Genomic DNA, 21,550 nt, shown 5'->3' with positions numbered 1-21,550 from the left:
AAAGGTTGAAAAAGATATGAAGTTAGCTGAAGCTTTACGCGAGCGTAAACAATTACAGATAAAGATGGGCACGCTACGTCAAAAGTTAATTGACAACGCGACTTATCAAGAAGGTTCAAAGCCAGTCGAAGATCCCGCTGAGTTGATTAAAGCGCTTGAATCTACAAGAGGCGAGCTTGCAGCCCTGATCAAAAGGATCAATGCAACTAACGCATCCGTCAAGGTTGGAGACTTCTTTCTTGGAGATTTAGTAATTGATCGGGATACAAGAATCACAGAAGTTACAGCTTTGAATAATTTGATTGCCGCGGCCTCTCAAGTTTCAAATCGTTATTCTCGATCTGAAATTCTTGTCCTTCCTTCAATTAACGTTAAGGAAACTCAGAAAAAAGTTGATCAGTTGGCCAAAGACATTCGCGAATTGGACAATTTGATTCAAGCTACTAACTGGAATACTGAATTAATCTAAAAGTTGATTGGTAGAGCGGTCAAAGGCGAAAGCAAAAAACTTACTTGCTCATGGCCCGAAGGCCCGGGCCAAAATTAATTGTAAAGGCCTGCGAAGTAACTAAGTTCACATGAGAACGACGGCTGTACTTTTCAGTTTCTCTAGAACATTTGACTACCGCGCTTTGATTTGATTGCTCGAGGGTGGGTTTGGGGATCAAGATCTTTTTACTAGTACGCCATATCGGCGAAGTTTCCTGTCATTTAACAAGAGCCTTATTTTTACAGTTCGTTTAGTGCTTTTGTTACCTCTTTTATTGCCGCGGACTTCACAGAGTATTAATTCTTGATCTCGAAAAATCTTCAAAGAAAAAGAGCCGCAACTGCGGCTCTCAAAGTTACTGCTTAACCATTATTTTTGTTGTGCAGCTGAGGTTCCCGCTTGTCTTCCAAAGGTGAAGACGTCGGCAATGGCATTACCGCCAAGACGGTTAGCGCCATGAATCCCGCCTGTGACTTCGCCGGCAGCATACAGCCCGGGAACGGGTTTACCATCCTTGTCCAAAGCTCTGGCAAGCGTATCGATGCGGACGCCGCCCATCGTGTGGTGAACCGTTGGAACTTTAAGGCATGCATACCATGGTCCTTCAGTCATCGGTGCGTCGTCTGTGTTAGTTGCAACAAATCCGAACTTGTCTTTAGTGCCTTTGTTAGATGCAGCTTTGTTGTACTGGGCGACTGCAGCTTTGAGATGATCAACAGGGACGTTGATGAGCTTTGCCATTTCATCAAGAGTATCAGCTTTTTTCACCCGACCGAGTGCCAACATATCCTTCATTGTGACGCCCATGCGGTCGGGTTTGTTTTCGTCCGGATAACGAAGTTTGTTCATTAACAACCAGTATGTCCCGTCCGGCTGCTTGAAGATAGCTTTGCAAAGCGTGTCGCGGGCAGCGGATTCAGAAACAAATCTGTCTCCGTTCTTATTGATGAACAGACGATTTCGGCCGGAGGTTGCAATATCCTGCATGAGGCCAGTTCCGGGCGTTCCGTTCGGATGGAGCTGAATATCAGACAAACCGATAATGTCGGCATGAGCGCTCTTAGCTAACTTCAAACCGTCACCTTGTGCTGCCTTATTAATATTAGTGGTACCGATTCTGTTATCCAGCGTGACTTCCTTCCAGACGTCGGTGTTAACTTCCTGCCGGAACTTAACATTTGCGCCAAAGCCGCCGGTGGCCAATATCACACTCGGAGCAATGACAGTGACCGGCTGCTTTCCTGCGTGTAATCCGGAGACTCCTATAACTCTCCCGGATTTGTCCATAATCAACTTTGTCGCTGGTGTTTCCGTTAAAACGACAACGCGGTCCCCGTATTCTTTGAGTTTGTTTTCAAAGACAGATGTATAAGCATAACCAGCCGGTTTCTTACCGTAATGGCTTCTCTGACCTAAAGAGCCGGTTGCGGCACCGATTTTGTCGCGGAATACGACACCTTCTTTTTCCATCCATTCAACGGTCGGATAAGCATTATCAGTAAGGTATTTGACGAGTTCAGGATTGCCGACATTGTGGCCACCTTTCATCGTTGCTTCATAGAATTTCTGAACAGAATCGTCAATACCTTGTGCTTTCTGACGTTTGTCATCAACAGCGTTTAAGGCACCACCGGAAACGTTGGTAGAGCCACCGAGATAACCAAGTTTTTCCAGAATGACCACTTTCTTTGCGCCGTTTTCGAGAGCAGAGACGGCAGCCGCTAAGCCCGTTCCGCCACCGCCGATAATGGCTACGTCAGCCTTGTATTCAACAGGAGTAGAAGAGATGTGGGAGACTTTTCTTGTGTAGTTTTTTAGTTCCTGGTCCGTAGCTCCGGCCTTCTGAAGACACGTTCTAACGGCAGATTTAAGTGCGAGGCTTGAGAGGGAAGCGCCGGTAATATTGTCGACACCAATAGTTTGGTCTTTTAATATTGCGGCAGCTGTTTTGTCCAAAGCAACTTTACCGACGCCGAAACTTTCCAGGTTTTTGCTGGCATCGATGGCGGCAATTTTGTGATCTTTAATCGTGACCTTGACAGTCATCGGTGCATTGTGACCGTTGACAGTGGTTTCGTAAACTCCGTCAGTCAGTGCAGCCTGAGATTGACCGGCAAAAGCCATGGATAACATAAAAGGAATCAAAGCAAGTTTTTTCCTCATCAATTCTCCTTGATGCATTGCGGGACAAGTAGTTTTATAGCATCGGCGACTACCTAGGTAGTTTGCTAAAAATCAAAAACTCAGGAAAATACTGATGTTGAAGAAATGGAAAATTTCTTTGTCTATATAAACTTCAGGGACTTAAGATTAAGCTGTTGTTAGTTAATTGAATAGATTTGGAACAAGGATTTCAAATGGCCGACCTCTCATTTCCACTTGATAAGCCTTTGTCGCCCCTTGAAATGAAAAGGCGTTTATTGCGGCTTAATGGGAAACTTCACGCTGTTAGAAAATGGAAAGATCCTCAGGCAGATAAGGCTATTCATCTTTTGGTCAAGGACAACATCGGAGTCACAGGCTTTCCGACGTCGGCCGGCAGCCATGCATTAAAAGATTTGGAGCTTCCCGATGCTTTTTGCATTCAAAGACTGCGCCGGAATCCCAAAATCGAAATCTTCGGCAAAACCCATCTCACGGAATTGGCCGGCTTTGTGACTTCCAATGTGCTTCCGTATGGCTATTCAGAGTTAGGAGGTTTCGGTCAAAATCCCCATGGAAACTTTCCCTGCGGGGGTTCAAGCGCAGGATCTGCCATTGCCGTCGCAGCCGGTTTTTGCGATGCAGCCCTTGGCACTGAAACCAGAGGAAGCCTAATGATCCCGGGTTTTAGAAATGGTGTGTATTCATTTAAGCCAACTAGAGGATTAGTCTCCAGAACCGGAATTATTCCGTTGTCTTCATCTTTTGATGCGCCGGGTGTATTGACTCGAAATCCGGCTCTATTGAAAGAGGTTTTCCTATCAATGATTGGCGTCGATCCGGCTGACGATCAATCTTTTGAATTGAGGAGTAAGGAAAGCAAGCCTAGTAGAAAAAGAATCATCTTATGTGTAAACCGCAGTCTCGGAGAGATGGAGTTACTGCAAACTAAGCTGCGTTCTTTCTTAGCTCAACTAAAACTCAATGGATTCGAGATTATCTTTATTGATTTGCCTGAAGTCAGTTTTGATTACAAAACAATTAGTTCGACCGATATTCGAGCTGATATAACTAAGTTCCTACATCGATATGGCTCAGACAATGAGCCACGCTCTTTCGAGGGACTCGTAGAATGCTATCGAGAAAGGCCTCATGCACATCTTTACGGCATGGAGCGTTTGGAAGACGCGTTAGCTATGCCTCAAATTGAAAAATCTGAATTGAAAAAATTGGTTCAGGAAAATGTGGTGAAAGCCAGGAACTTAATCAATAGCATTCTGGATCGTTACGATGCTGACTTTGTTGGTTTTCTGAACTTCGTAGACTGGTTCTCCATTGGAGGAGGACCTAGCAGCACTTTGCCGGTTTCTTTTGAGACTAAACCTCCAATTTCTATCATGCTGGGCTCGAGAGTCGGAAATGATTTGGCTCTTCTTGATATCGTGCAAGAGTTTTCTGAAGTAGCAAAAGCCGCTCAACATACTGACAATTAAGCAATAAAGCAGAATGATTATCCTCATCGCCGGCGACACTCATACAGGCAAGACGAATCTTGCTCAGAAACTTCTTGAGCATTACAAGATCCCGTATGTTTCGATTGACCACCTAAAGATGGGACTTATCAGAAGCGGTAATACTGACCTCACTCCTGAAAGTGACGATGATGCTTTGACGGAAAAGCTTTGGCCGGTCGTCAGGGAAATGATCAAAACTTGTATCGAAAACAACCAGAGCCTTATTGTCGAAGGCTGTTATATTCCATGGGACTGGAAAAAAGATTTCACAGAAGAAGAAGGAAAATCAATTAGTTATCTTTGTTTAATTTTCAGTCGAGCCTATCTGGAAAAGAACTTCAATCTGATCAGAAAACACGAAAACGTCATCGAACAGCGGCAATGCTACGAGCTCGCTTTGGAAGACATGATTTCGTGTAATGAAAGAAATTTTCAAAACTGCTTGGAATACCACCTAGGTCATATGGACATAGATGACAAATACGAAGTTTTTCCGCAGGCCGTTGCCAGCATTGAAAAACAATTGAAAGAAGGTTCGGATTTCAAAGCTAGGAGAAATAGTCTCTAAGGAAATTAAATATTGAATATCTCTCTCGTTCTAGCCTCTATCGAGGCCGCGTCTTCTTCAATAGGCTTTCGTACTCCAGTTAATAAAATTTGGACGTCGTCTGCCAGTATCTGTGGGATACCGGAGAGTTTTCGCATAACTAAAGTTTGTTCCGGGCACGCTTCCACACACCGTTTGCAGTCCACGCATCTGAGAGGGTCTGCCAGGAGTTTAAAGTGACCGTCCTTCTCTCGTGAGGTTAAGCAGCCGGAAGGGCAAAGCAGCACACAGATGTTGCACCCGGTGCATGTATTTTTGTAAACACCGGGAAGCGGAAATATCTTCTCAGTAATCTCATACTCCGTTTTTTTGTCACGGATCAGCTTGATGCAGTCAATAAGCATCTCTCGATCAAGCACTGGGAAAACTTTCTCAGTTTTCGGAGCATTGCCTTTCAAGCTTGCAATTTCTGACCTTTCCAGCAATTCATTAGAGATCTTTCTAAAGATCTTTCTGCGCTTTAAATTGTCTAATTCTTCGGAGGCCGTTTCAGCAATTTCAATCTTCGGCTGTATCTTCAGTATGTCTGAGAGTCTGGAAATTTTTTGAGCCATGCTTTTGGCAAGGTCTCCTTCGTTACTGATCGCGCAGTTTCTGCAGTTTCCGCAATAAACAACAACTTTAGCTTCCGTTGTTAATTGGGCCAATACGAAGAGCGCAGGGCTCATACTTCCTAAACAACCGACGGAAATTCGTTCTTTTGCTTGCGAACTTTTAGGGCAAGTAAAGATAGCTGAGAGATTGGTCGATTGATGTTCTTGATTCTCTTCCAGTAATTTTTTGAGTTGAAACAGAGCAGAATATAGAGGGTACTTTGCAAAAGCAAACGCCTCAGTAGGACAAGAACTTACGCACGCTCCGCAAACAGTACATTTGATATTTTCTAAACCGATCGTTCCGTTATTGAGGAAAATGGCTTCTTCACGGCATGCTTCAACACAGCGACGACAAGAAGATTTTGGAAAAAGAGTCCTAACGCATCGGTTTTTCTCAAATGTGAGCTTGGCGTTATGAATATCTAAAGCTTGTTCGCCGTACCTTTTCTCAATGTCAGAACGGCACAGTCCAAGCAGATGTTCAATTACCTGTGTTTTATTAAGGGACATCTTTTCTTTCTAGCAGGTTGTGATGGCCTCTATTCTAGGAGATAGCAGGAAGAACAGAACAAAAAATCGCCCTCCGAAAGATTTGGAGAGTGAGCTAGGAGAGATGTATGAAAACTCATGTTCTGAATTTGTTATTCGGTGGCCTTTTCTTTCAGTCGCGACGTTAATTCTTTCTTTAATTCTTCAAGAAGCTGGGGAAGCGTCTCAGTGCATTTTCCATAACTTCTATGATTAAATTTGGAATATGGATGGATAAGCGGATCTAAATCAAGATTGATTCTTATCGATGCTTTCGTTTCTCTCACGAAATTGGCCGCAGGATAGACGGTGCCGGAAGTGCCTACGGAAATAAAGACGCAGGCTTTCTTGAGGTACGAAGGTATCCAATCCATGCCGTAAGGTACTTCTCCGAAAAGCACAACATTGGGTCTCACTGCGAAATTGGTCGCTCCGCAAACCGGACAAACCTGTTCTCGATCGTAGAAGCCGACTCTTGGGAAAGTCTTTTTGCACTTTCTGCACAAGGAAGTTTGGAAGTCGCCGTGCAGATGGAAAACTCTCGGAGCGCCGGCTAATTCATTTAGATTGTCGACGTTTTGAGTGACATGAATTACATCACAAAAAGCAGCGACGTCCTTCTGAAAATTTGCAATTGCTATATGAGCTGCGTTAGGCCGACACGGTTCGGCGTTTTTGATTCTTTCGTTATAGAAGTCAAATACATCTTGTGTATGCCTTTCAAGTGCGCCGATAGAAGCGAGCTCCTTTGGATCGTATTTTCTCCAGAGGCCGTTGGCATCTCTAAAAGTCGGGATTCCGCTCTCTGCAGAAAGACCCGCTCCGGACAAGATGAATACAAGAGGGCGATCACCTTTAAGCGTTAATTCTTTGAAGTTTATTTCCATTATTTTCTCCAGGTCACTTTATCAGTTAGAACCTAAGAAGATTCTTGCCTTATTAGTAATCTTAAACAGACTTACGTTAATATTTGTCGCGACATGGAGATAAAGGATCCACGATGCAGAAGAATAGGGAAAGAACGAAGATGCAAAAAGGGGATCGGAAAATTTCCGATCCCCGAACATGTTAGAGATCAAACAATCTCAGCTATTGGAAAGATTAGTTTCCTTTAGCAGCATGTGTACCGGCATCACGACCGAAAGTCATGATGTCAGCAATGGCGTTGCCGCCCAAACGGTTAGAACCGTGGATACCGCCTGTGGTTTCACCGGCAGCATAAAGACCTGGGATAACCTTACCGTTGGCGTCAAGAACCTGAGCCTTGGTGTTGATTTCCAGTCCGCCCATGGTGTGGTGAACAGTCGGAACCTTCTGGCAGGCGTACCAAGGACCTTCAGTCATCTGCTTGTCAGCCTTGTTGTTGGCGACGAAGCCCAGCGGATCCTTGTATGTACCGGCAACAACACCGTTGTAGTCTTCAACAGCCTTCTTCAGGTTAGCAGCAGGCATGTTGAGTTTTTTGGCCAGTTCGTCAAGTGTCGGAGCAGAAACAACACGACCGAGGTCGATCATGTCTTTCATCTTGGCGCCGTTGGCGTCAACCCAGTCAAGAGACGGATAACGGAGGTGGTTAACCAGGACGTAGTAAGTAGAGCCGGGTTGTGCAAAGATAGCCTTGGCCAAGACGTCACGAGGAGCACCTTCGTTTACGAAGCGGTTGCCTTCCTTGTTGATGAACAGACGGTTACGGCCGGATGTACGAACCATTTCCATCAAACCTGTACCCGGAGTTCCGCAGGGATGAACCTGAATGTCGGACATACCGATAACGTGTGCACCGACTTTTTCACCCATGATGATGCCGGAGCCCTGAGCAGACTTGTTGAAGTTCGTGCAGCCGATGCCCTTGCCGAGGTCATAGTCTTTGAACACGCCGGTGTTGACTTTCTGACGAAGAGCAACATTAGCACCGAAGCCGCCTGTTGCCAGGATGACGCCCTTGTCAGCCATGAACTTGGTGGTCTTGCCGGTGTGGTTGTCTTTAGCTACTACACCGATAACACGGCCGGCCTTGTCCTGAATCAGGGAGACTGCGTCCATGTCGGTGTAGACCTTCATGTCGTTGCCATGAGCGGCGATGTATTTTTCGAAGGAACGAATATAGGTGTTGCCGGACGGAGTAGCAGGATAGTGAGAACGCTGCCACAAAGCACCCGTAGCAGTACCGACTTCGTCTTTAAACTTAACGCCGATGCTTTCCAGCCAATGAACGGACTCTAAAGCATGGTCAGTCAGGTAATGAACCAGATCAGGATTGCCGATATTGTGGCCGCCCTTCATGGTCTGTTCATAGTGTTTCTGGATAGAGTCTTCGATACCCTGTTTGCCCTGACGCTGCGGGTCAGCTGCGTTCAAAGCGCCTTCAGAAACGTTGGTGGAGCCGCCGAGGATGCCGAGTTTTTCAAGAACGATAACTTTGGCACCGGCCTGCTGAGCAGCGATAGCAGAAGCTAAGCCGGATCCGCCGCCGCCGACAACGACAACATTAGTCTTGATTTCAGCGGGAAGAGCAGTGTATTTTTCGCTGTTCTTCATCAGCTTGGCCATGTCAGCCTTGGAAACCTTAGCCTGTTCGAGTGCTTTCTTAACGGCGCCCTTCAATGCGAAGGAAGTAATGGTTGCGCCGGTAACATTGTCTACGCCGAGAGATTGGCGATCGATAATCTTCTTGGACAGTTTGTCCAGAGCGACTTTGCCGACACCGATAGTTTCAAGGTTGTCAGGATATTCAATCTTTTCAATCTTGTTCTTGCTGACGGTTACCTTGACGGTGAAGGCAGCATTATGACCGTTGACTTTTTCAGTGTAAGTTCCGGGTGTATAGGTGACTGCATTGGCTGCGAGTGCAACGCCGGCAAGTCCGACAGCCACGGAAAGTTTGGTCAAAAGCATTAGTTTTCTCCTTTGGTAGGTACGGGAAAGATCCATACCGTTGTCTTACAAAAGTACCCACAAGAGGTACTTATTACAAATTGTAAGAGACAATAGGAGAAAATGAATAGGTATAAGTACTATGGGTTATCGTCTTTCTGGATGTCTTTCTTTTTGCAGACTATTCCGGAGAGCTTGCCGCTCAGCTTCTGTAGGGAAGAGAGGTTTTCTTCCTCAATATCATCATGAAGGCCTTTAATCTGACGGGATATCAGGAGGGAGATCGTTAAGATGAGAATTGAAACAGAAGTAAGAAGAATCCACTTGCTCGTTAGATGTTCCATATTAATAATGAGGTAACGAGCAACAGCCACAACAGTAATGACCAGAGGCGTCTTGAGTTTTAACTCATGCTGTCCGAGCGAATACTGTCTGACCATCGACAAAATCTCGATGAATAAGAACAAGAGCAGTAAGTTAGCCAAGCCGATGCTCTTGGTCGCAAACATGTCATAACCTTCGGCCACGATCGCGACTGCGGTCGCAATTGTGATGATGATCAGGGCGCCTGCCTGAATGATCAGAAGAAGGGTTTCGAACTTGTCGTTAATTTTTGCGATGATTGGTTTATTCATTTTTTTCTTGATTAATAATGGGTCCCGCGACCCATGCCTGCATTATGAGAAAAAAAAGAGGCTAGTGCGGCTTAATAAGTAGCAATCTACCAAGAATGGGCGAAAGCGATCTTGGATTGCAACTTTTTGTTCATCAAAAATCAAACTGTTCGATTCATCTATTTGAAAATAAATAGAAAAGTAACTGTTGAACAAACGGTTGATCGCTGAAAAATTATTTAGCAAACTACTAGACAAACAAAAAATACTTGTTTTTAAATTTTGAGAGGAATCCTTCGATCTGAGTGTTTAGAATTGGAGCACATTTTTGCCAGGTAATGGCAGCGATTAATAAGTGGAGGGGGCATTGGATTGTGCTCAAGTGCGAACCAAACTCGCTCTCTTAAAAGGATGCGGAATAACGAATAAACGCACGCGGTAAAAGTATGGAAGGTATTTCTCTCATTTCGACCTTAGCGATCGGTTTCGGTGTCGCTTTGGTCCTGGGTTTTTTGGCAGAAAAATTAAAAGTGCCGGCATTGGTCGGCTACTTGCTCGCCGGTATTTTGGTTTCGCCGTCGGTATTCGGCTTTGATGTGGATTTGAACTTGGCCAACCAGCTGGCTGAAATCGGCATCATGCTCCTGATGTTCGGCGTGGGCCTGCATTTCTCCTTGACAGACTTGCTGAAGGTCAAAGGCCTTGTTGTTCCGGGCGCGATCTGCCAAATGCTTTTGTCAGCCTTAATCGGTTTTGGCTTAAGCTGGCTCTGGGGCTGGGACGTAGGTCATTCAGTTCTTCTCGGCTGCTGTTTATCCTGTGCTTCCACGGTCGTTGTTCTCAAAGCCTTGGAGGCAAGAGGCATGCTCGAAGGCTTCGACGGCAACGTAGCAGTGGGCTGGTTGATCGTGCAGGACATGGTCACGGTCTTGCTCTTAGTTCTCCTGCCGCCAATGGCTTCAGTGTTCACAGGCCAGGCTCAGACTTCTTCTCAGCCGCTCTGGCAGCTTCTGCTTATAACCTTGGCTCAGGTTGTCGTCTTTATCGTACTGATGCTGGTGGTCGGGCGCCGTCTGTTGCCGTACCTCCTCTGGCAGGTTGCTAAAACCGGTTCCCGCGAACTCTTTACGCTTTGCGTATTGGCAGTGGCCATCGGTATTGCCTTCGGCGCCGCTGAAGTCTTCCATGTGTCCTTTGCTTTGGGTGCCTTCTTCGCCGGCATGGTGATGCGTGAATCCAAGTATGCCCATAGAGCAGCCGTGGAATCCCTTCCGCTGAGAGATGCCTTTTCGGTCATTTTCTTCGTCGGTGTCGGCATGATGTTCAATCCGATGGTGATCGTCGAACATCCTTGGCATCTGCTTTGCGTGCTGCTTTTAATCCTCTTCATTAACCCGATCATCGCCGCATTATTAGTGATGCTGTTCCGTTATCCCTTGCACACCGCCTTGACACTCGGCGCATGTTTAGGACAGATCGGTGAATTCTCGTTCATCTTGGCGAGCCTAGGAAAGTCCATGGACATCGTCTCTGACGAAGGCATGAATCTCGTCTTAGCAACAGCGATTTTGACGATTGCGCTTAACCCGATTGCTTTTGCCACCCTTCCGAAAGTCGCTGAATTCCTTAAAAAACGCAGCAAACTGGCTCGTATTTCGGCTGCTCGCCCGGATCCGCAGTCTCTTATGCCGGACGAAATCGAAAAGAAGAAAATCACCGGTCATATCGTCATTGTGGGTTACGGCGACGTCGGCTGTAAGTTAACAGCAGCTCTTCAGAAAGATGAAATCCCAACCGTTATCGTCGACAAAGACGATTCCCTGGTGGCTCAGCTGCGTAAGAACGGATATACCGCTATTCAAGGCGATGCCGCGGATCCGTCTGTTCTGCTTCAAGCTCACGTGCAAAACGCTGCCGTGATTGTTCTGACAATCCGTGATGAGATTTTGGAACGCAAGGTCGTAGAGACTGCCAAGCTGATCAATCAAGGTGTTAAGGTTATTCTTCGAGCCGCTACTGACCAAGAAGCTAACCACTTCAGAGCGGATAACCTGGGAACGGTCGTTCAAGCTTCTGTGATTCTGTCCCAAGAAATGGATAAGTTGATCCGTCTGGCAATCCTTAAAGGCGATTCTCTGGTGGACGAAGAAATCGCAGTTAACAGTGATGTCAACCCGGCGCCCCCTTCACAGCATCCTGAAGCCAATCCCTAATATTTTGTTGAGGAAGCTGAGTTTTTCAGCTTCCTTATTAATCTCGTGTGTCGCCTTTGGGAATTGTTCAATTTCTAAGAAATAGCGAATAAGGAATAAGAGTATTTATCCCTTTGATTCCTTATAGAAATTATGCGTCAAAAGCGAGATTTCTAAGATGGGCGGAAAAGTCCCGTTTGTCAGTCTCAGAAAGCTTTCTCGAAAGTAGAATATTGCCTGAATTTGCGTGGACGAACCGGTTGGATCCTCCGAGTCATGCAATTCGCTTAAGTGTACAGAACGATTACGCTCAAAGAATTAGCAATCTGCATTAAATTTTTGCCCGCATAGGACAAACGAACGATGAGTCATAGTTTTAGCTTGATTTCGACCTTGGCGATCGGTTTTGCGATTGCCTGGGCGCTTGGCTTCCTCATGGAGCGCATCAAAGTACCGGCATTGGTTGGCTACTTGCTCGCCGGTATTATTATTTCGCCCGCAACACCCGGATTTGTGGGGGATGTTAATATTGCTTCCGAACTCTCCGAAATCGGTGTCATGCTGCTGATGTTCGGCGTCGGCTTGCATTTTTCTCTGACCGATCTCATTCGAGTTAAGAATATCGCGGTTCCCGGAGCTATTCTTCAGATGGGCCTGGCGACCTGTTTAGGCGCGGTTTTGGCCCATTTCTGGGGGTGGCCGTGGGGACAAAGCATCGTCTTTGGTATGTGTCTTTCCTGCGCCTCCACGGTTGTGCTTCTGAAAGGGTTGGAAAGCCGAGGCATTCTAGAAAGCGGCGACGGTCAAATCGCCGTGGGCTGGTTGGTCGTTGAAGACATCATGACCGTCTTGATCCTGGTGCTCCTGCCTCCGCTAGCTTCCTTGCTGGGTTCTCCTCTGCAAAATACCGAGGCTTCTTTGCCGCTTTGGCAGATTGTCGGCATCACGCTGGCTCAAGTATTCGGTTTCATCATCCTGATGCTGGTTGTCGGAAAACGCCTGCTTCCGTGGCTTCTTCGCCAGGTTGCTAAGACGGGTTCCCGCGAGCTCTTTACGCTTTCAGTGTTGGTATTTGCAATCGGTATTGCCTACGGTGCAGCACAGATCTTCCATGTCAGTTTCGCATTGGGTGCCTTCTTCTCCGGCATGGTGATGCGTGAAAGCCGTTACTCTCATCGCGCTGCGATGGAGTCACTTCCGCTTAGAGATGCCTTCTCGGTTATCTTTTTTGTGGGTGTCGGCATGATGTTTGATCCCCAAGTCCTTTACGAACAGCCCCTGCATGTATTGGCCGTGCTTGCCATTATTATCTTAGGCAAAGGTCTTGTTGCTTTTGGTCTGGTCTTGTTATTCCGTTATACACTTCACACTGCTTTGACGGTTGCTGCCGCACTGTCTCAGATCGGTGAATTCTCGTTCATTTTGGCTGCACTTGGACTTCAGCTCAAGATCCTGCCGCAAGAGGGCATGAGTTTAGTATTGGCCGGCGCCATTATTTCTATCGCCCTGAATCCGTTTGCCTTCGCAACGGTCGGACCGGCTCGCGACTTCATAAAAAAGCGTTGGGGATTCGCTAGAAGAATGGACGCGCGTATCGATCCAATGGCACTTATGCCGGACAGCGTCGGCAGCGACATCCTCCACGGTCATGTGGTTCTTGTCGGTTACGGAGAAAAGGGGAAAATCATCCTCGAAGAGCTGCTTCAAAGACATCTTTCTGTTGTAGTGGTAGACGATCACCATTCGGTTATTGAAGAGCTTCGAGAGAGGAATGTTAATTCTATTTACGGAGATGCTACAGATCCTGCTGTCCTTATCCAAGCTCATATACATGAAGCGGCCATTCTTGTTCTGGCAATTGAAAATGAGATCCTTTGCCGCAAGATTGTTGAAACAGCCAAGATCCTGCGACCGACCATTGAAACAGTCATGCCTGCCGAAAACGAAGAAGATGCAAAGGCTCTTAAGGCAGACGGTGTTGCTCAGGCTTTTGTACCGGACGAGCTCTTGGCGCAAGCCATCGTTCAATTCACGATGAGCCGTTTTGGCAAAGAATCCGAAGACCAAAAGATTCGGGCAGAGGAGGCAGAAGAACGAAAAGCAGTTGAAAGAGGAGCACTCTAGTTCTTCCTAAATTGGCTCGAGTTTTTGAACTCGATGTGCAACAGGCGCCTTTCGGCGCCTGTTGCGATTTCAATTAAATACTCGGTTAGTATTCAGTACCTGAAGTATCTCCTGCAGGGCGAGCCTGAGCAGGAACAACCAAAACCAAATTCGGTTGTGTCTTAGAAGCAGAGGGCAAAGGAGCGACTTCAGCAAGTTTGCCGTACTTCTTACGCAGCTCTTCAATTTCGCCGAATTCGATGGCGCGATTAGGACAGCTTTCCACACAGATCGGCTGAAGTCCTCTCTGCAGGCGGTCAAAGCAGGCATCGCACTTTCTCATCTTGTGAGCAGTTTCGTCCAATACCGGTGCATGATACGGGCAAGCCTGTGCACAAAGTCCGCAGCCGATGCACTTCGTCGCATCAATGACCACCAAACCGTCTTCTGCACGTTTGTGATGTGCTTTTGTCGGGCAAACCTTAACGCAGGCAGGGTCGGAGCAGTGGTTGCAGCCTAAGCTGACGTAATAACCGAACACGTCTTGTGTCCAGGATCCGTCAGCAGCCTGTTTCCAGTTTCCGCCGGCGTATTCATGAACTTTGCGGAAGTTCATGCCCACGGGAAGGTTATGTGCGTCCTTGCATGCCACGGCACAAGTCTTGCAGCCGGAGCATTTTGATACGTCAACAAAAAATCCAAGTTGTGTCATCTTTTTTTCTCCTAGGCCTTACGGACTTCTACAAGGTTGGTGTGCTGAGGATTGCCTTTGGCCAGCGGGCTCGGGCGCAGCGAGGTGAGCGTATTGATGTTGCCGCCTACGTCGACGACATTACCGTTCTTGTTGACCGGCGTGTACCAAGCGCCCTGAGGAATGCTCACAACGCCCGGCATAATTCTTGAAGTGACTTTTGCCGGAAGTTCGACGATACCGCGATCGTTAAAGATCTGAACCAAATCGCCGTTGTTGATTCCGCGTGCTTTAGCGTCCAAAACGTTCATAAAGACGACGTCAGGATGCTGTTCACGCAGCCAGGGAAGGTTGTGGAAGGTGGAGTGAATACGGCCGTGATGGTGGAAACCGTAGCACTGCAGCGGATACTTCTTCTGCAGTTCATCCCCGTACATCTCCCAGTTTCTGAAGTAGATAGGAATCGGAGAGATCACATCGCCGGGATTCAGCTTCCAGGTATTGGCGATATTGTTAAGACGTTCGGAATAGATTTCAATCTTGCCGGACGGAGTCTTAAGCGGGTTCTTAGCCGGGTCGGCTCTGAATTCGGAAAGCGCAACCGGATTATTTCTCCAGCCGTAGACTTGAGCAGGACCGCCTTTCCAGAACGTATCCCAATCAGGCAGCTGAGGAACTTTCTTGCGTGTTTCGTTGTAGCACCATTCGAGCCACTGCAGCTGAGTTCTTCCTTCCGTGAATTCCTGTTCCTTGCCGAGTTCCTTGGCAATCAAGCGGCAGATTTCGTACGAGGTCTTCTGATCCCACTGAGGTTCGACAGCCTTGTGCATCGGCAGCATGGAAGTCGTACCGCCGTTAGAGCCGCCTTGGCAGGCGATGTCGTCGGTTTCAGGACCAAGGACGTCCGGAAGAAGAATATCGGCATAACGGCAGGTCGGTGTCATCATGTTGTCGCAGACTACGATGAATTCGCACTTAGATGTGTCGCGAAGGATCTTATCCGTTGCGTTTGAGTCGGAGTGCTGGTTAATCGTGGTGTTGCCGCCGGAGTTCACGATCATCTTGATATCGTGGTCCAGCTTCTTGACGCCGCGCATACCGTCGGTAATGTCGGTCATGTCTTTACCGCGAACAATGGCATCTGTCCACATGAAGACAGGGATCGTGGCTTTAACAGGGTTCTTGCCGATCGGGAGATAAACAGCTGGCAGAGAAGAGTTGCCTTCGGCATCACCCGGGTTCGTGCCTGGCAAGCCGACTTGACCTAAAAGAATCGGCAGCATGGCGATGGCGCGAGCGGTTTCTTCGCCGTTAGCCTGACGCTGAGGACCCCAGCCCTGAGATACGAAGCAGGGCTTAGTCGTGCCCATTTCCTTAGCAAGCTGAACAATGGTCTCTACCGGGATACCTGTAATCTTGGCAGCCCATTCCGGAGTTTTAGCGATTCCATCTTTGCCTTTGCCGAGGATGTGGCTCTTGTAGTCACTCCCTTTTGCGGCAGAGGCGGGGAGTGTTTTTTCGTCGTAGCCGACGCAGTATTTATCAAGGAAGTCCTGATCGACCCAGTTATTCTTGATCAGTTCGTAGGCAATGGCTTCGACTAAGGCAGCGTCCGTACCCGGACGAATCGGAATCCACTGATCCATACCTGCAGCAACGGTATCGTTGTACATCGGGTCGATCATGATGGATTTCGGATGACCTTTTTCTTTAGCGCATTCGAGCTGATAGCCTTTACCGCCGCCGGATCCGCGTGTGACTAAAGTATTGCCTCCGAATGTGACATACAGTTTGGCGTTGCCGATTTCACTCATGTCTGAGCCGGGACGACCGCCGTAGGTGTAAGGCATGGCTGCGCCGATCTGGGCGGTGGAGTAAGAACCATAGTACTTAAGGTAGCCGCCCATGAGGTTGAGCAGGCGCCACCAAGCGCGTCTGGAGTTCACTAGAGACTGCTGGCCGGAGCAATACTGCCAATAGACGGATTCATTGCCGTATTTTTCAACGGTTCTCTTGAGGTTGTCTGCCACGGTTTTGATGGCTTCATCCCAAGTAATGCGTTCGAATTTGCCTTCGCCGCGTTCACCGACGCGTTTCATCGGATATTTCAGTCGATCCGGTGAGTACAGGCGCTGTCTTAATGCACGGCCGCGCAAGCAGGCGCGAATCTGACGATGATCGCAGGCGTCACCGGCGGTGTTGTCGGTTTCAACGCGAATGACTTGGCCGCCTTTGACAAAGCAGCGCTGCGGGCAGCGCTGGCCGCAGTTAATCACGCAGGCATTCCAGTAGAAAGGTTCAATTTCTTTAACCGCCTGAGCAACGGCTTTAGAGATCGGATTCATCAAAAAGCTGCCTGTAGCAACGCTGAGTGCTGAAAAACGCAGGAAACTTCTTCTTCCGAAAGTGCTCTGTGGAAGATTGAACATGTGCTCTCCTTGTTTTTTAATTTTGGGGTGGGTAGACAAAGATTAGGGGTCTTTGTTGCCTTAAATTGTATTTAATACGTTCGGATGAGGTCAAGAGTGTGAATCTAGTAATAACGAGTAGTTGTTTGTCTGCGAAATCCCGACAACAATAAACCCTCTCAACGAATATTTAGCTAACGAATAATCAAAAAGAGATATAGGAAAAATCCAATATTTGTCTTATGGTAAGAAAGAAATAGTCCTCGCAATTCGGAGGCCTAAGTGAGAAATAATTCTTTAGGTAAAGTTGGGGCGGACGTATAGCTCACCGGGCGTTGCTACATAACCTAAGTGTTCAGAAATATCATCCGCAGTGTGTTTGATTTCGCAGATCCAGCCTTCTAAGAAACTGCTGGCGGGAGAGGAGATCGAAAGGCAGGCAACTAATTTGCCGGAGTCGTCACGGATGCCTGCGGCTACACAGCGAACCCCCATTTCCAGTTCTTCTTCATCTCGCGCAAAACCAAGAGTTTTGATCTTGGAGATTTCAGTCAGAAGGGTGTCGATGTCCCCGATGCTGTTCGGAGTGGATTTTTCAAGGTTGGTGCGCAGAGCATAAGCGCGGATCTGTTCAAACGAATCTTCTGCTAAGAAGAGTTTGCCTGAACTCGTGGTGTGCAGTGGAGCAGTAGCGCCGATCGTGCGAACAACTTGAATGCCGGGACGCTCTCGCATGATGCGGTCGATATAGACGATGTTGTCGTTTTGACGAATCGAGAGATTGACCGTTTGACGCGTGAGATTATGCAAACGCTGCATTCCGGTTCTTGCTGTATCACGAACCGAGATTCTCTCTCTCACCAGGTTTCCGAGCTGAAGAAACCGCAAACCTAAACGATAAGTCCCGGCAGAGGCGCCTTTCTCCACAAAACGAAGGCGGACTAAATCGGAAAGGATACGGTGGCAAGTAGAGATGTGAAGGCAGGTTTCGTCAGAAATGACCTTCAAATTCACAGGGTCGTGATGCTGGGTCAGGACTCGAAGAATTGCACTGGCCCGATCAAGTACTTGAATGTTTGCTTTACTAACGGACTGATCCATGAGACTGCATCTGTTTTTATTGATAAATCAAAGGCGGTAATATCAACCGCCCATGATTGTTATTTTAGATTTTTTGCAATAATTTCTGCGATATCTGAGATAGAAATTTCAGATAGTGATTTTTCCTGAGATTTCGCAGAGTCGAACATGGATAAGCAGAACGGGCAGCTCGTTGCAACTTTGTCGCAGCCGGTATCGTTGACGACTGCCTTCAGACGGATCACGTTCAGTCGCTCGGGCGCGTCCGTATCGGTCCAGAACTGTCCGCCGCCGGCGCCGCAGCACGTTGTGCAAGTGCCCCATTCCTTGGGATCGACGGTCTCTAAGCCTTTGACTTTATTCAAATCAAATCTCGGAGCGTTCGCGATACCGTTGTAGCGAGCGTAATAGCACGCGTCATGGATGGCGACTCTTTCTTTTTCGGAAAGTTCTGCCTTGAGTCTGCCGGAATCCATCTGTTCCGCAATGAACTGCAGGTGCGAAATCACGTTGAACTGACCGCGCTCAAACTCGGGATACTCATTCTTCAGAGTGTTGAAGCAGTGCGGGCACGCCGCCAACAAACGGCTGAAGTTGTACTGGCGCAGATTATCAATGTTGGTCTGTGTCTGAATCTGATAGAGATACTCTTCGCCGACTCTGCGGGCAAACTCGGCATTGCACATTTCTTCCTGCATCACGGCAAAGGACAAGCCGGAATGCTTGAGGATCCTGATCATTGCCTTCGCAATCTTCTGATTGCGTTTGTCGTAGGCAGCAGAGCAGCCGACCCAGTAAAGGATGTCGTAGTGAACGCCCGGTTCGGCAAAGGCAACGTCTAAACCTTCCAGCCAAGCCCAGCGGGTATCCGGGTCCAAGCCCCAGGGGTTGCCGACGGACTGAATGTTCTGAAGCGTTTTAGCCACGCCTTCGGCGAACTGGCCTTCTTCTAGAGCCAGAGAACGGCGCATCTGCTGGATCGTATTGACGATTTCAATGCGGGAAGGGCACTGCTCGACACAGGCACCGCAGGTCGTACAAGCCAGAAGGGATTCTTTGGAAACAACATCCGGTACTAAGACTTCTTCGGTCTTGGTGTAGCCTTCCATCATTCGTTTCTTCAAAGAAAGAATGATTTCGCGCGGATCCAAAGGACCCCCGGCGCGATTGACCGGGCAGACAGACGTGCATCGGCCGCATTCCACGCAGGCGTCAAAGTTCAAGCGATCGTGCCAGTTGAATTGACCGAACTTAGAAATACCGAAGCTTTCCTGTTCTTCAATGTTGTCAATCTTTTCCACGAGGCCGCGGGGTTTAGTTCTCTGCCAGTAGATGCTCGTCGGGCTCTTATACATATGAGCGAAGTACGTCATCGGGATAGCGGCGACGAACATTAAAGAAATGACGCCGTGGAAGATCCAGATGTAGAGGTGCTGAGCTTCCAGCTGTTCCTTGCTCATGCCAGAGTAAAAAACCTTAGCCAGGAAGTTTCCGACAGGAGACCAAGAAGCATACGAAGGATTCTCGGCAGCTAAGCGAAGCGCTTCAACGATGTAGCCGGTAAGGATAATGACGGCAAGAGAACCCAAAATCCACAGAAAGCGGACGGACTTTTCATACTGCTTGCCCTGCTTGATAAAGCGGCGGTAAAAGGCCATACCTAAGCCGATCAAGCAGACGACACCGGCAATATCGAGAATGAACTTATAGAAGTAGTAAACATTCCCGACCAAGAACTGTTTGCCGAAGACCAGTTTGCCGATGTCCCAGTCTAAAACGGCCAGGCAGGTTCCGAAAAATAAGAAAACGAAACCCCAGAAAATCCAAAAGTGCAGCCAGCTGCCTAAGGGTTTGCGGATGATTCGTTTTTGCTCCAGACCTTCTTTAACAAAGAAACCCCAGCGGCGCTTGGTTTCCTTGTCCATGGCGTAGGGCTTGCCGGCACGCCAAAGCAGGTAGGACTTGCGGATGCCGACTGCACAGCAGATCGCAGCGGCGATGCCGAGAACATAGATGCCGATAATGGCCCAGACGGGAATATTCCAAAATCCCGGACGAGTGACGATGTCTACTCCATTCATAGTCAATCTCTCTAAGTTAAAGAGGTACATATTCCCGACGACCGTCGGAATTTAATCGAGATTCAAATATTCTCGGACGCAAAATCGGCCATTCAAAAGGATGCTGAATGACAGGTTCAGCCAAATGCGATTTCCGAAGAATGGTGATATGCGGTTTAAAACGGCCTTTGTCGTAAGAGATATGGAGACGATCCAAAATCTCTCGCGATTCGCGGGCCAAGTGTTCTATCTCCGGAGAGGCGCTGCCTCCGACCCAAGCGACTTGAGGACGTATGAAAAGGCCGCTGTTGTCGATCAGCCAGCTTTTGCCGCTAAAGTCAGTCGTAAGAGGCAGGAGCTGAGCGATTAACCGGGCTTTATCGGGTTCGATCTCTCCGATAAAAGCCAAAGTCAAATGAAAATTTTCTTTCGGCACAGGCCGCGCGCCCGCATCGAAACTTAAAGCTCTATCCTGAGCGTCCACTAATTTATTAATGACGCTAGGCGCAGCGGGAAGTCCGATAAAACACTTCATAAAACTTATCTGTTGTGCTGGTCACGCCACTGAGCGATGGCTTCGGAACAATCCGCGATCAGTTCCGGACCTTTGTAGATGAAACCTGTGTAGAGCTGAACAATAGAAGCACCGGCTTCCATTTTCTCGACGGCGTCCTGAGCGCTCATGATGCCGCCGGAAGCAATGATCGGCAGCGCACCCTGGAGATGCTCGGAGGCAATTCTTGTGACTTCGGTAGAACGAGCCATAAGAGGTTTGCCGGAAAGGCCGCCGGTTTCTTTAGCGAGCGGGTTGTGCTCAACCGGTTCTCTGGAAATGGTGGTGTTCGTGCAGATTACGCCGTTCATGCCGTGTTTAACAATGATGTCCAGCGCATGTTTGACGCCGTCATCAGACAGGTCAGGTGCAATCTTTACGGCGATCGGGACGATCTTGCCGTCGTTTTCATCGGCTAAGCGCTGACGATGTTCAGCGATACCAAGAAGGAGCTTATCGAGTTCTGCATCAGCCTGCAGGTCGCGAAGGTTAGGAGTGTTCGGAGAAGAAATGTTGATCGCGATGTAATCACCGGATGTGTAGAGGCGATCCATACACTTCTTGTAATCCGATAAAGCTTCGCTGTTGGGCGTGACTTTGTTCTTGCCGATATTGATGCCTAAGATGCCTCCGCGGTTGCGGAAGGCTCTGGCGCTCTGGAGATTCTTAGCAACCTGAATAGCACCGACGTTGTTGAAGCCCATGCGGTTGATGATGGCTTCATCGGGAATCAGGCGGAAGAGGCGGGGCTTGGGATTACCGGGCTGACCTTTAGGAGTTACAGTACCGATTTCAACGGAACCGAAACCCAAGGCGCCGAAGGCTGTGACATGCTCGCCGTCCTTATCCATGCCGGCTGCCAAGCCAACGCAGTTCGGGAAGCGCAGCCCCATGATTTCAATAGGGTTTTCCGGGAAGGAACGCGTTACAAGTTTCTGAGCGCCAAGCTGAGTAGCCCAGTCAAGGTTCGAAAGAATAATGTGGTGAGCTTGTTCAGGGGTAAAACGGAACAAAACTGACTTAGCAAGTTTGTAAATTGAGTTCATTTTTTTTCGTCTTAGGACTGTAAAAAGGTCTTCCCGATATTATCCGCCGATA

At 48.1% G+C, this 21,550-nt stretch carries 16 protein-coding genes and 1 pseudogene; 5 read left to right on the top strand and 12 right to left on the bottom strand.

Annotation, left to right across the window (positions count from 1 at the left end):
• Positions 1–16 precede the first annotated feature (16 nt).
• The gene (locus tag ACZND6_RS05940; protein WP_489524470.1) at positions 17–469 is read left to right on the top strand and encodes a DIP1984 family protein; all 453 of its coding nucleotides are present in this window, start codon (positions 17–19) and stop codon (positions 467–469) included.
• Between the two features lie 390 nt (positions 470–859).
• On the opposite strand, the gene ACZND6_RS05935 is transcribed toward ACZND6_RS05940, so the two are convergent.
• Positions 860–2,653 (bottom strand): flavocytochrome c, encoded by a 1,794-nt coding sequence (locus ACZND6_RS05935; protein WP_489524469.1) that lies wholly within the window; start codon positions 2,651–2,653, stop codon positions 860–862.
• A gap of 194 nt (positions 2,654–2,847) precedes the next feature.
• Here ACZND6_RS05935 and ACZND6_RS05930 point away from each other — a divergent pair, with 194 nt between their 5' ends.
• Together ACZND6_RS05930 and ACZND6_RS05925 are read left to right on the top strand one after the other, a co-directional pair.
• Positions 2,848–4,125 carry an amidase family protein gene (locus ACZND6_RS05930; protein ID WP_279174855.1) on the top strand — a complete coding sequence of 426 codons (1,278 nt, stop codon included), beginning with the start codon at positions 2,848–2,850 and terminating at the stop codon, positions 4,123–4,125.
• Between the two features lie 13 nt (positions 4,126–4,138).
• Positions 4,139–4,714 carry an adenylate kinase gene (locus ACZND6_RS05925; protein ID WP_293738572.1) on the top strand — a complete coding sequence of 192 codons (576 nt, stop codon included), beginning with the start codon at positions 4,139–4,141 and terminating at the stop codon, positions 4,712–4,714.
• A 5-nt stretch (positions 4,715–4,719) separates the two neighbouring features.
• Here ACZND6_RS05925 and ACZND6_RS05920 read toward each other — a convergent pair whose 3' ends face one another.
• The 5 genes and pseudogenes from ACZND6_RS05920 to ACZND6_RS05900 all read right to left on the bottom strand — a co-directional run bounded on the left by ACZND6_RS05920 (position 4,720) and on the right by ACZND6_RS05900 (position 9,386).
• Positions 4,720–5,421, bottom strand: a complete 702-nt coding sequence (locus ACZND6_RS05920; RefSeq protein WP_293738571.1) for an NADH-quinone oxidoreductase subunit I — start codon at positions 5,419–5,421, stop codon at positions 4,720–4,722.
• A gap of 159 nt (positions 5,422–5,580) precedes the next feature.
• Positions 5,581–5,859, bottom strand: a pseudogene (locus ACZND6_RS05915) (4Fe-4S binding protein); the annotation flags it as partial.
• Positions 5,860–5,990: 131 nt separating this feature from the next.
• A complete protein-coding gene (locus ACZND6_RS05910) occupies positions 5,991–6,764 on the bottom strand; it encodes a Sir2 family NAD-dependent protein deacetylase (protein ID WP_293738570.1) in 774 nt (257 codons plus the stop codon).
• A 214-nt stretch (positions 6,765–6,978) separates the two neighbouring features.
• Entirely contained in the window at positions 6,979–8,772 is a 1,794-nt protein-coding gene (locus ACZND6_RS05905; protein WP_008811289.1) for a flavocytochrome c, read from the bottom strand.
• A gap of 119 nt (positions 8,773–8,891) precedes the next feature.
• Entirely contained in the window at positions 8,892–9,386 is a 495-nt protein-coding gene (locus ACZND6_RS05900) for a phosphate-starvation-inducible PsiE family protein (protein ID WP_008864051.1), read from the bottom strand.
• A gap of 425 nt (positions 9,387–9,811) precedes the next feature.
• Between ACZND6_RS05900 and ACZND6_RS05895 the strand changes: the two genes are divergently transcribed.
• Positions 9,812–11,578 (top strand): cation:proton antiporter, encoded by a 1,767-nt coding sequence (locus tag ACZND6_RS05895; protein ID WP_293738591.1) that lies wholly within the window; start codon positions 9,812–9,814, stop codon positions 11,576–11,578.
• A gap of 342 nt (positions 11,579–11,920) precedes the next feature.
• A complete protein-coding gene (locus ACZND6_RS05890) occupies positions 11,921–13,681 on the top strand; it encodes a cation:proton antiporter (RefSeq protein ID WP_293738444.1) in 1,761 nt (586 codons plus the stop codon).
• A gap of 85 nt (positions 13,682–13,766) precedes the next feature.
• On the opposite strand, the gene ACZND6_RS05885 is transcribed toward ACZND6_RS05890, so the two are convergent.
• The 6 genes from ACZND6_RS05885 to ACZND6_RS05860 all read right to left on the bottom strand — a co-directional run bounded on the left by ACZND6_RS05885 (position 13,767) and on the right by ACZND6_RS05860 (position 21,498).
• Positions 13,767–14,372, bottom strand: a complete 606-nt coding sequence (locus tag ACZND6_RS05885) for a DMSO/selenate family reductase complex B subunit (RefSeq protein WP_021867342.1) — start codon at positions 14,370–14,372, stop codon at positions 13,767–13,769.
• An 11-nt stretch (positions 14,373–14,383) separates the two neighbouring features.
• Positions 14,384–16,780 (bottom strand): DMSO/selenate family reductase complex A subunit, encoded by a 2,397-nt coding sequence (locus tag ACZND6_RS05880; RefSeq protein WP_370747713.1) that lies wholly within the window; start codon positions 16,778–16,780, stop codon positions 14,384–14,386.
• A 276-nt stretch (positions 16,781–17,056) separates the two neighbouring features.
• Positions 17,057–17,860, bottom strand: coding sequence for an IclR family transcriptional regulator (locus ACZND6_RS05875; protein ID WP_300817084.1), 804 nt, complete (start codon positions 17,858–17,860; stop codon positions 17,057–17,059).
• 59 nt (positions 17,861–17,919) lie between these two features.
• A complete protein-coding gene (locus ACZND6_RS05870; RefSeq protein WP_489524468.1) occupies positions 17,920–19,920 on the bottom strand; it encodes a heterodisulfide reductase-related iron-sulfur binding cluster in 2,001 nt (666 codons plus the stop codon).
• A 16-nt stretch (positions 19,921–19,936) separates the two neighbouring features.
• On the bottom strand, positions 19,937–20,434 hold the full coding sequence (gene thpR, locus ACZND6_RS05865) for an RNA 2',3'-cyclic phosphodiesterase (protein ID WP_293738438.1): 498 nt from the start codon (positions 20,432–20,434) through the stop codon (positions 19,937–19,939).
• Positions 20,435–20,439: 5 nt separating this feature from the next.
• Entirely contained in the window at positions 20,440–21,498 is a 1,059-nt protein-coding gene (locus tag ACZND6_RS05860; protein WP_293738436.1) for a quinone-dependent dihydroorotate dehydrogenase, read from the bottom strand.
• Positions 21,499–21,550 lie beyond the last annotated feature (52 nt).

It is taken from the genome of Parasutterella sp., from assembly GCF_057870745.1.
Note: the sequence above shows the minus strand (reverse complement) of the source record. Positions and strands in the feature narration are given on the sequence as shown.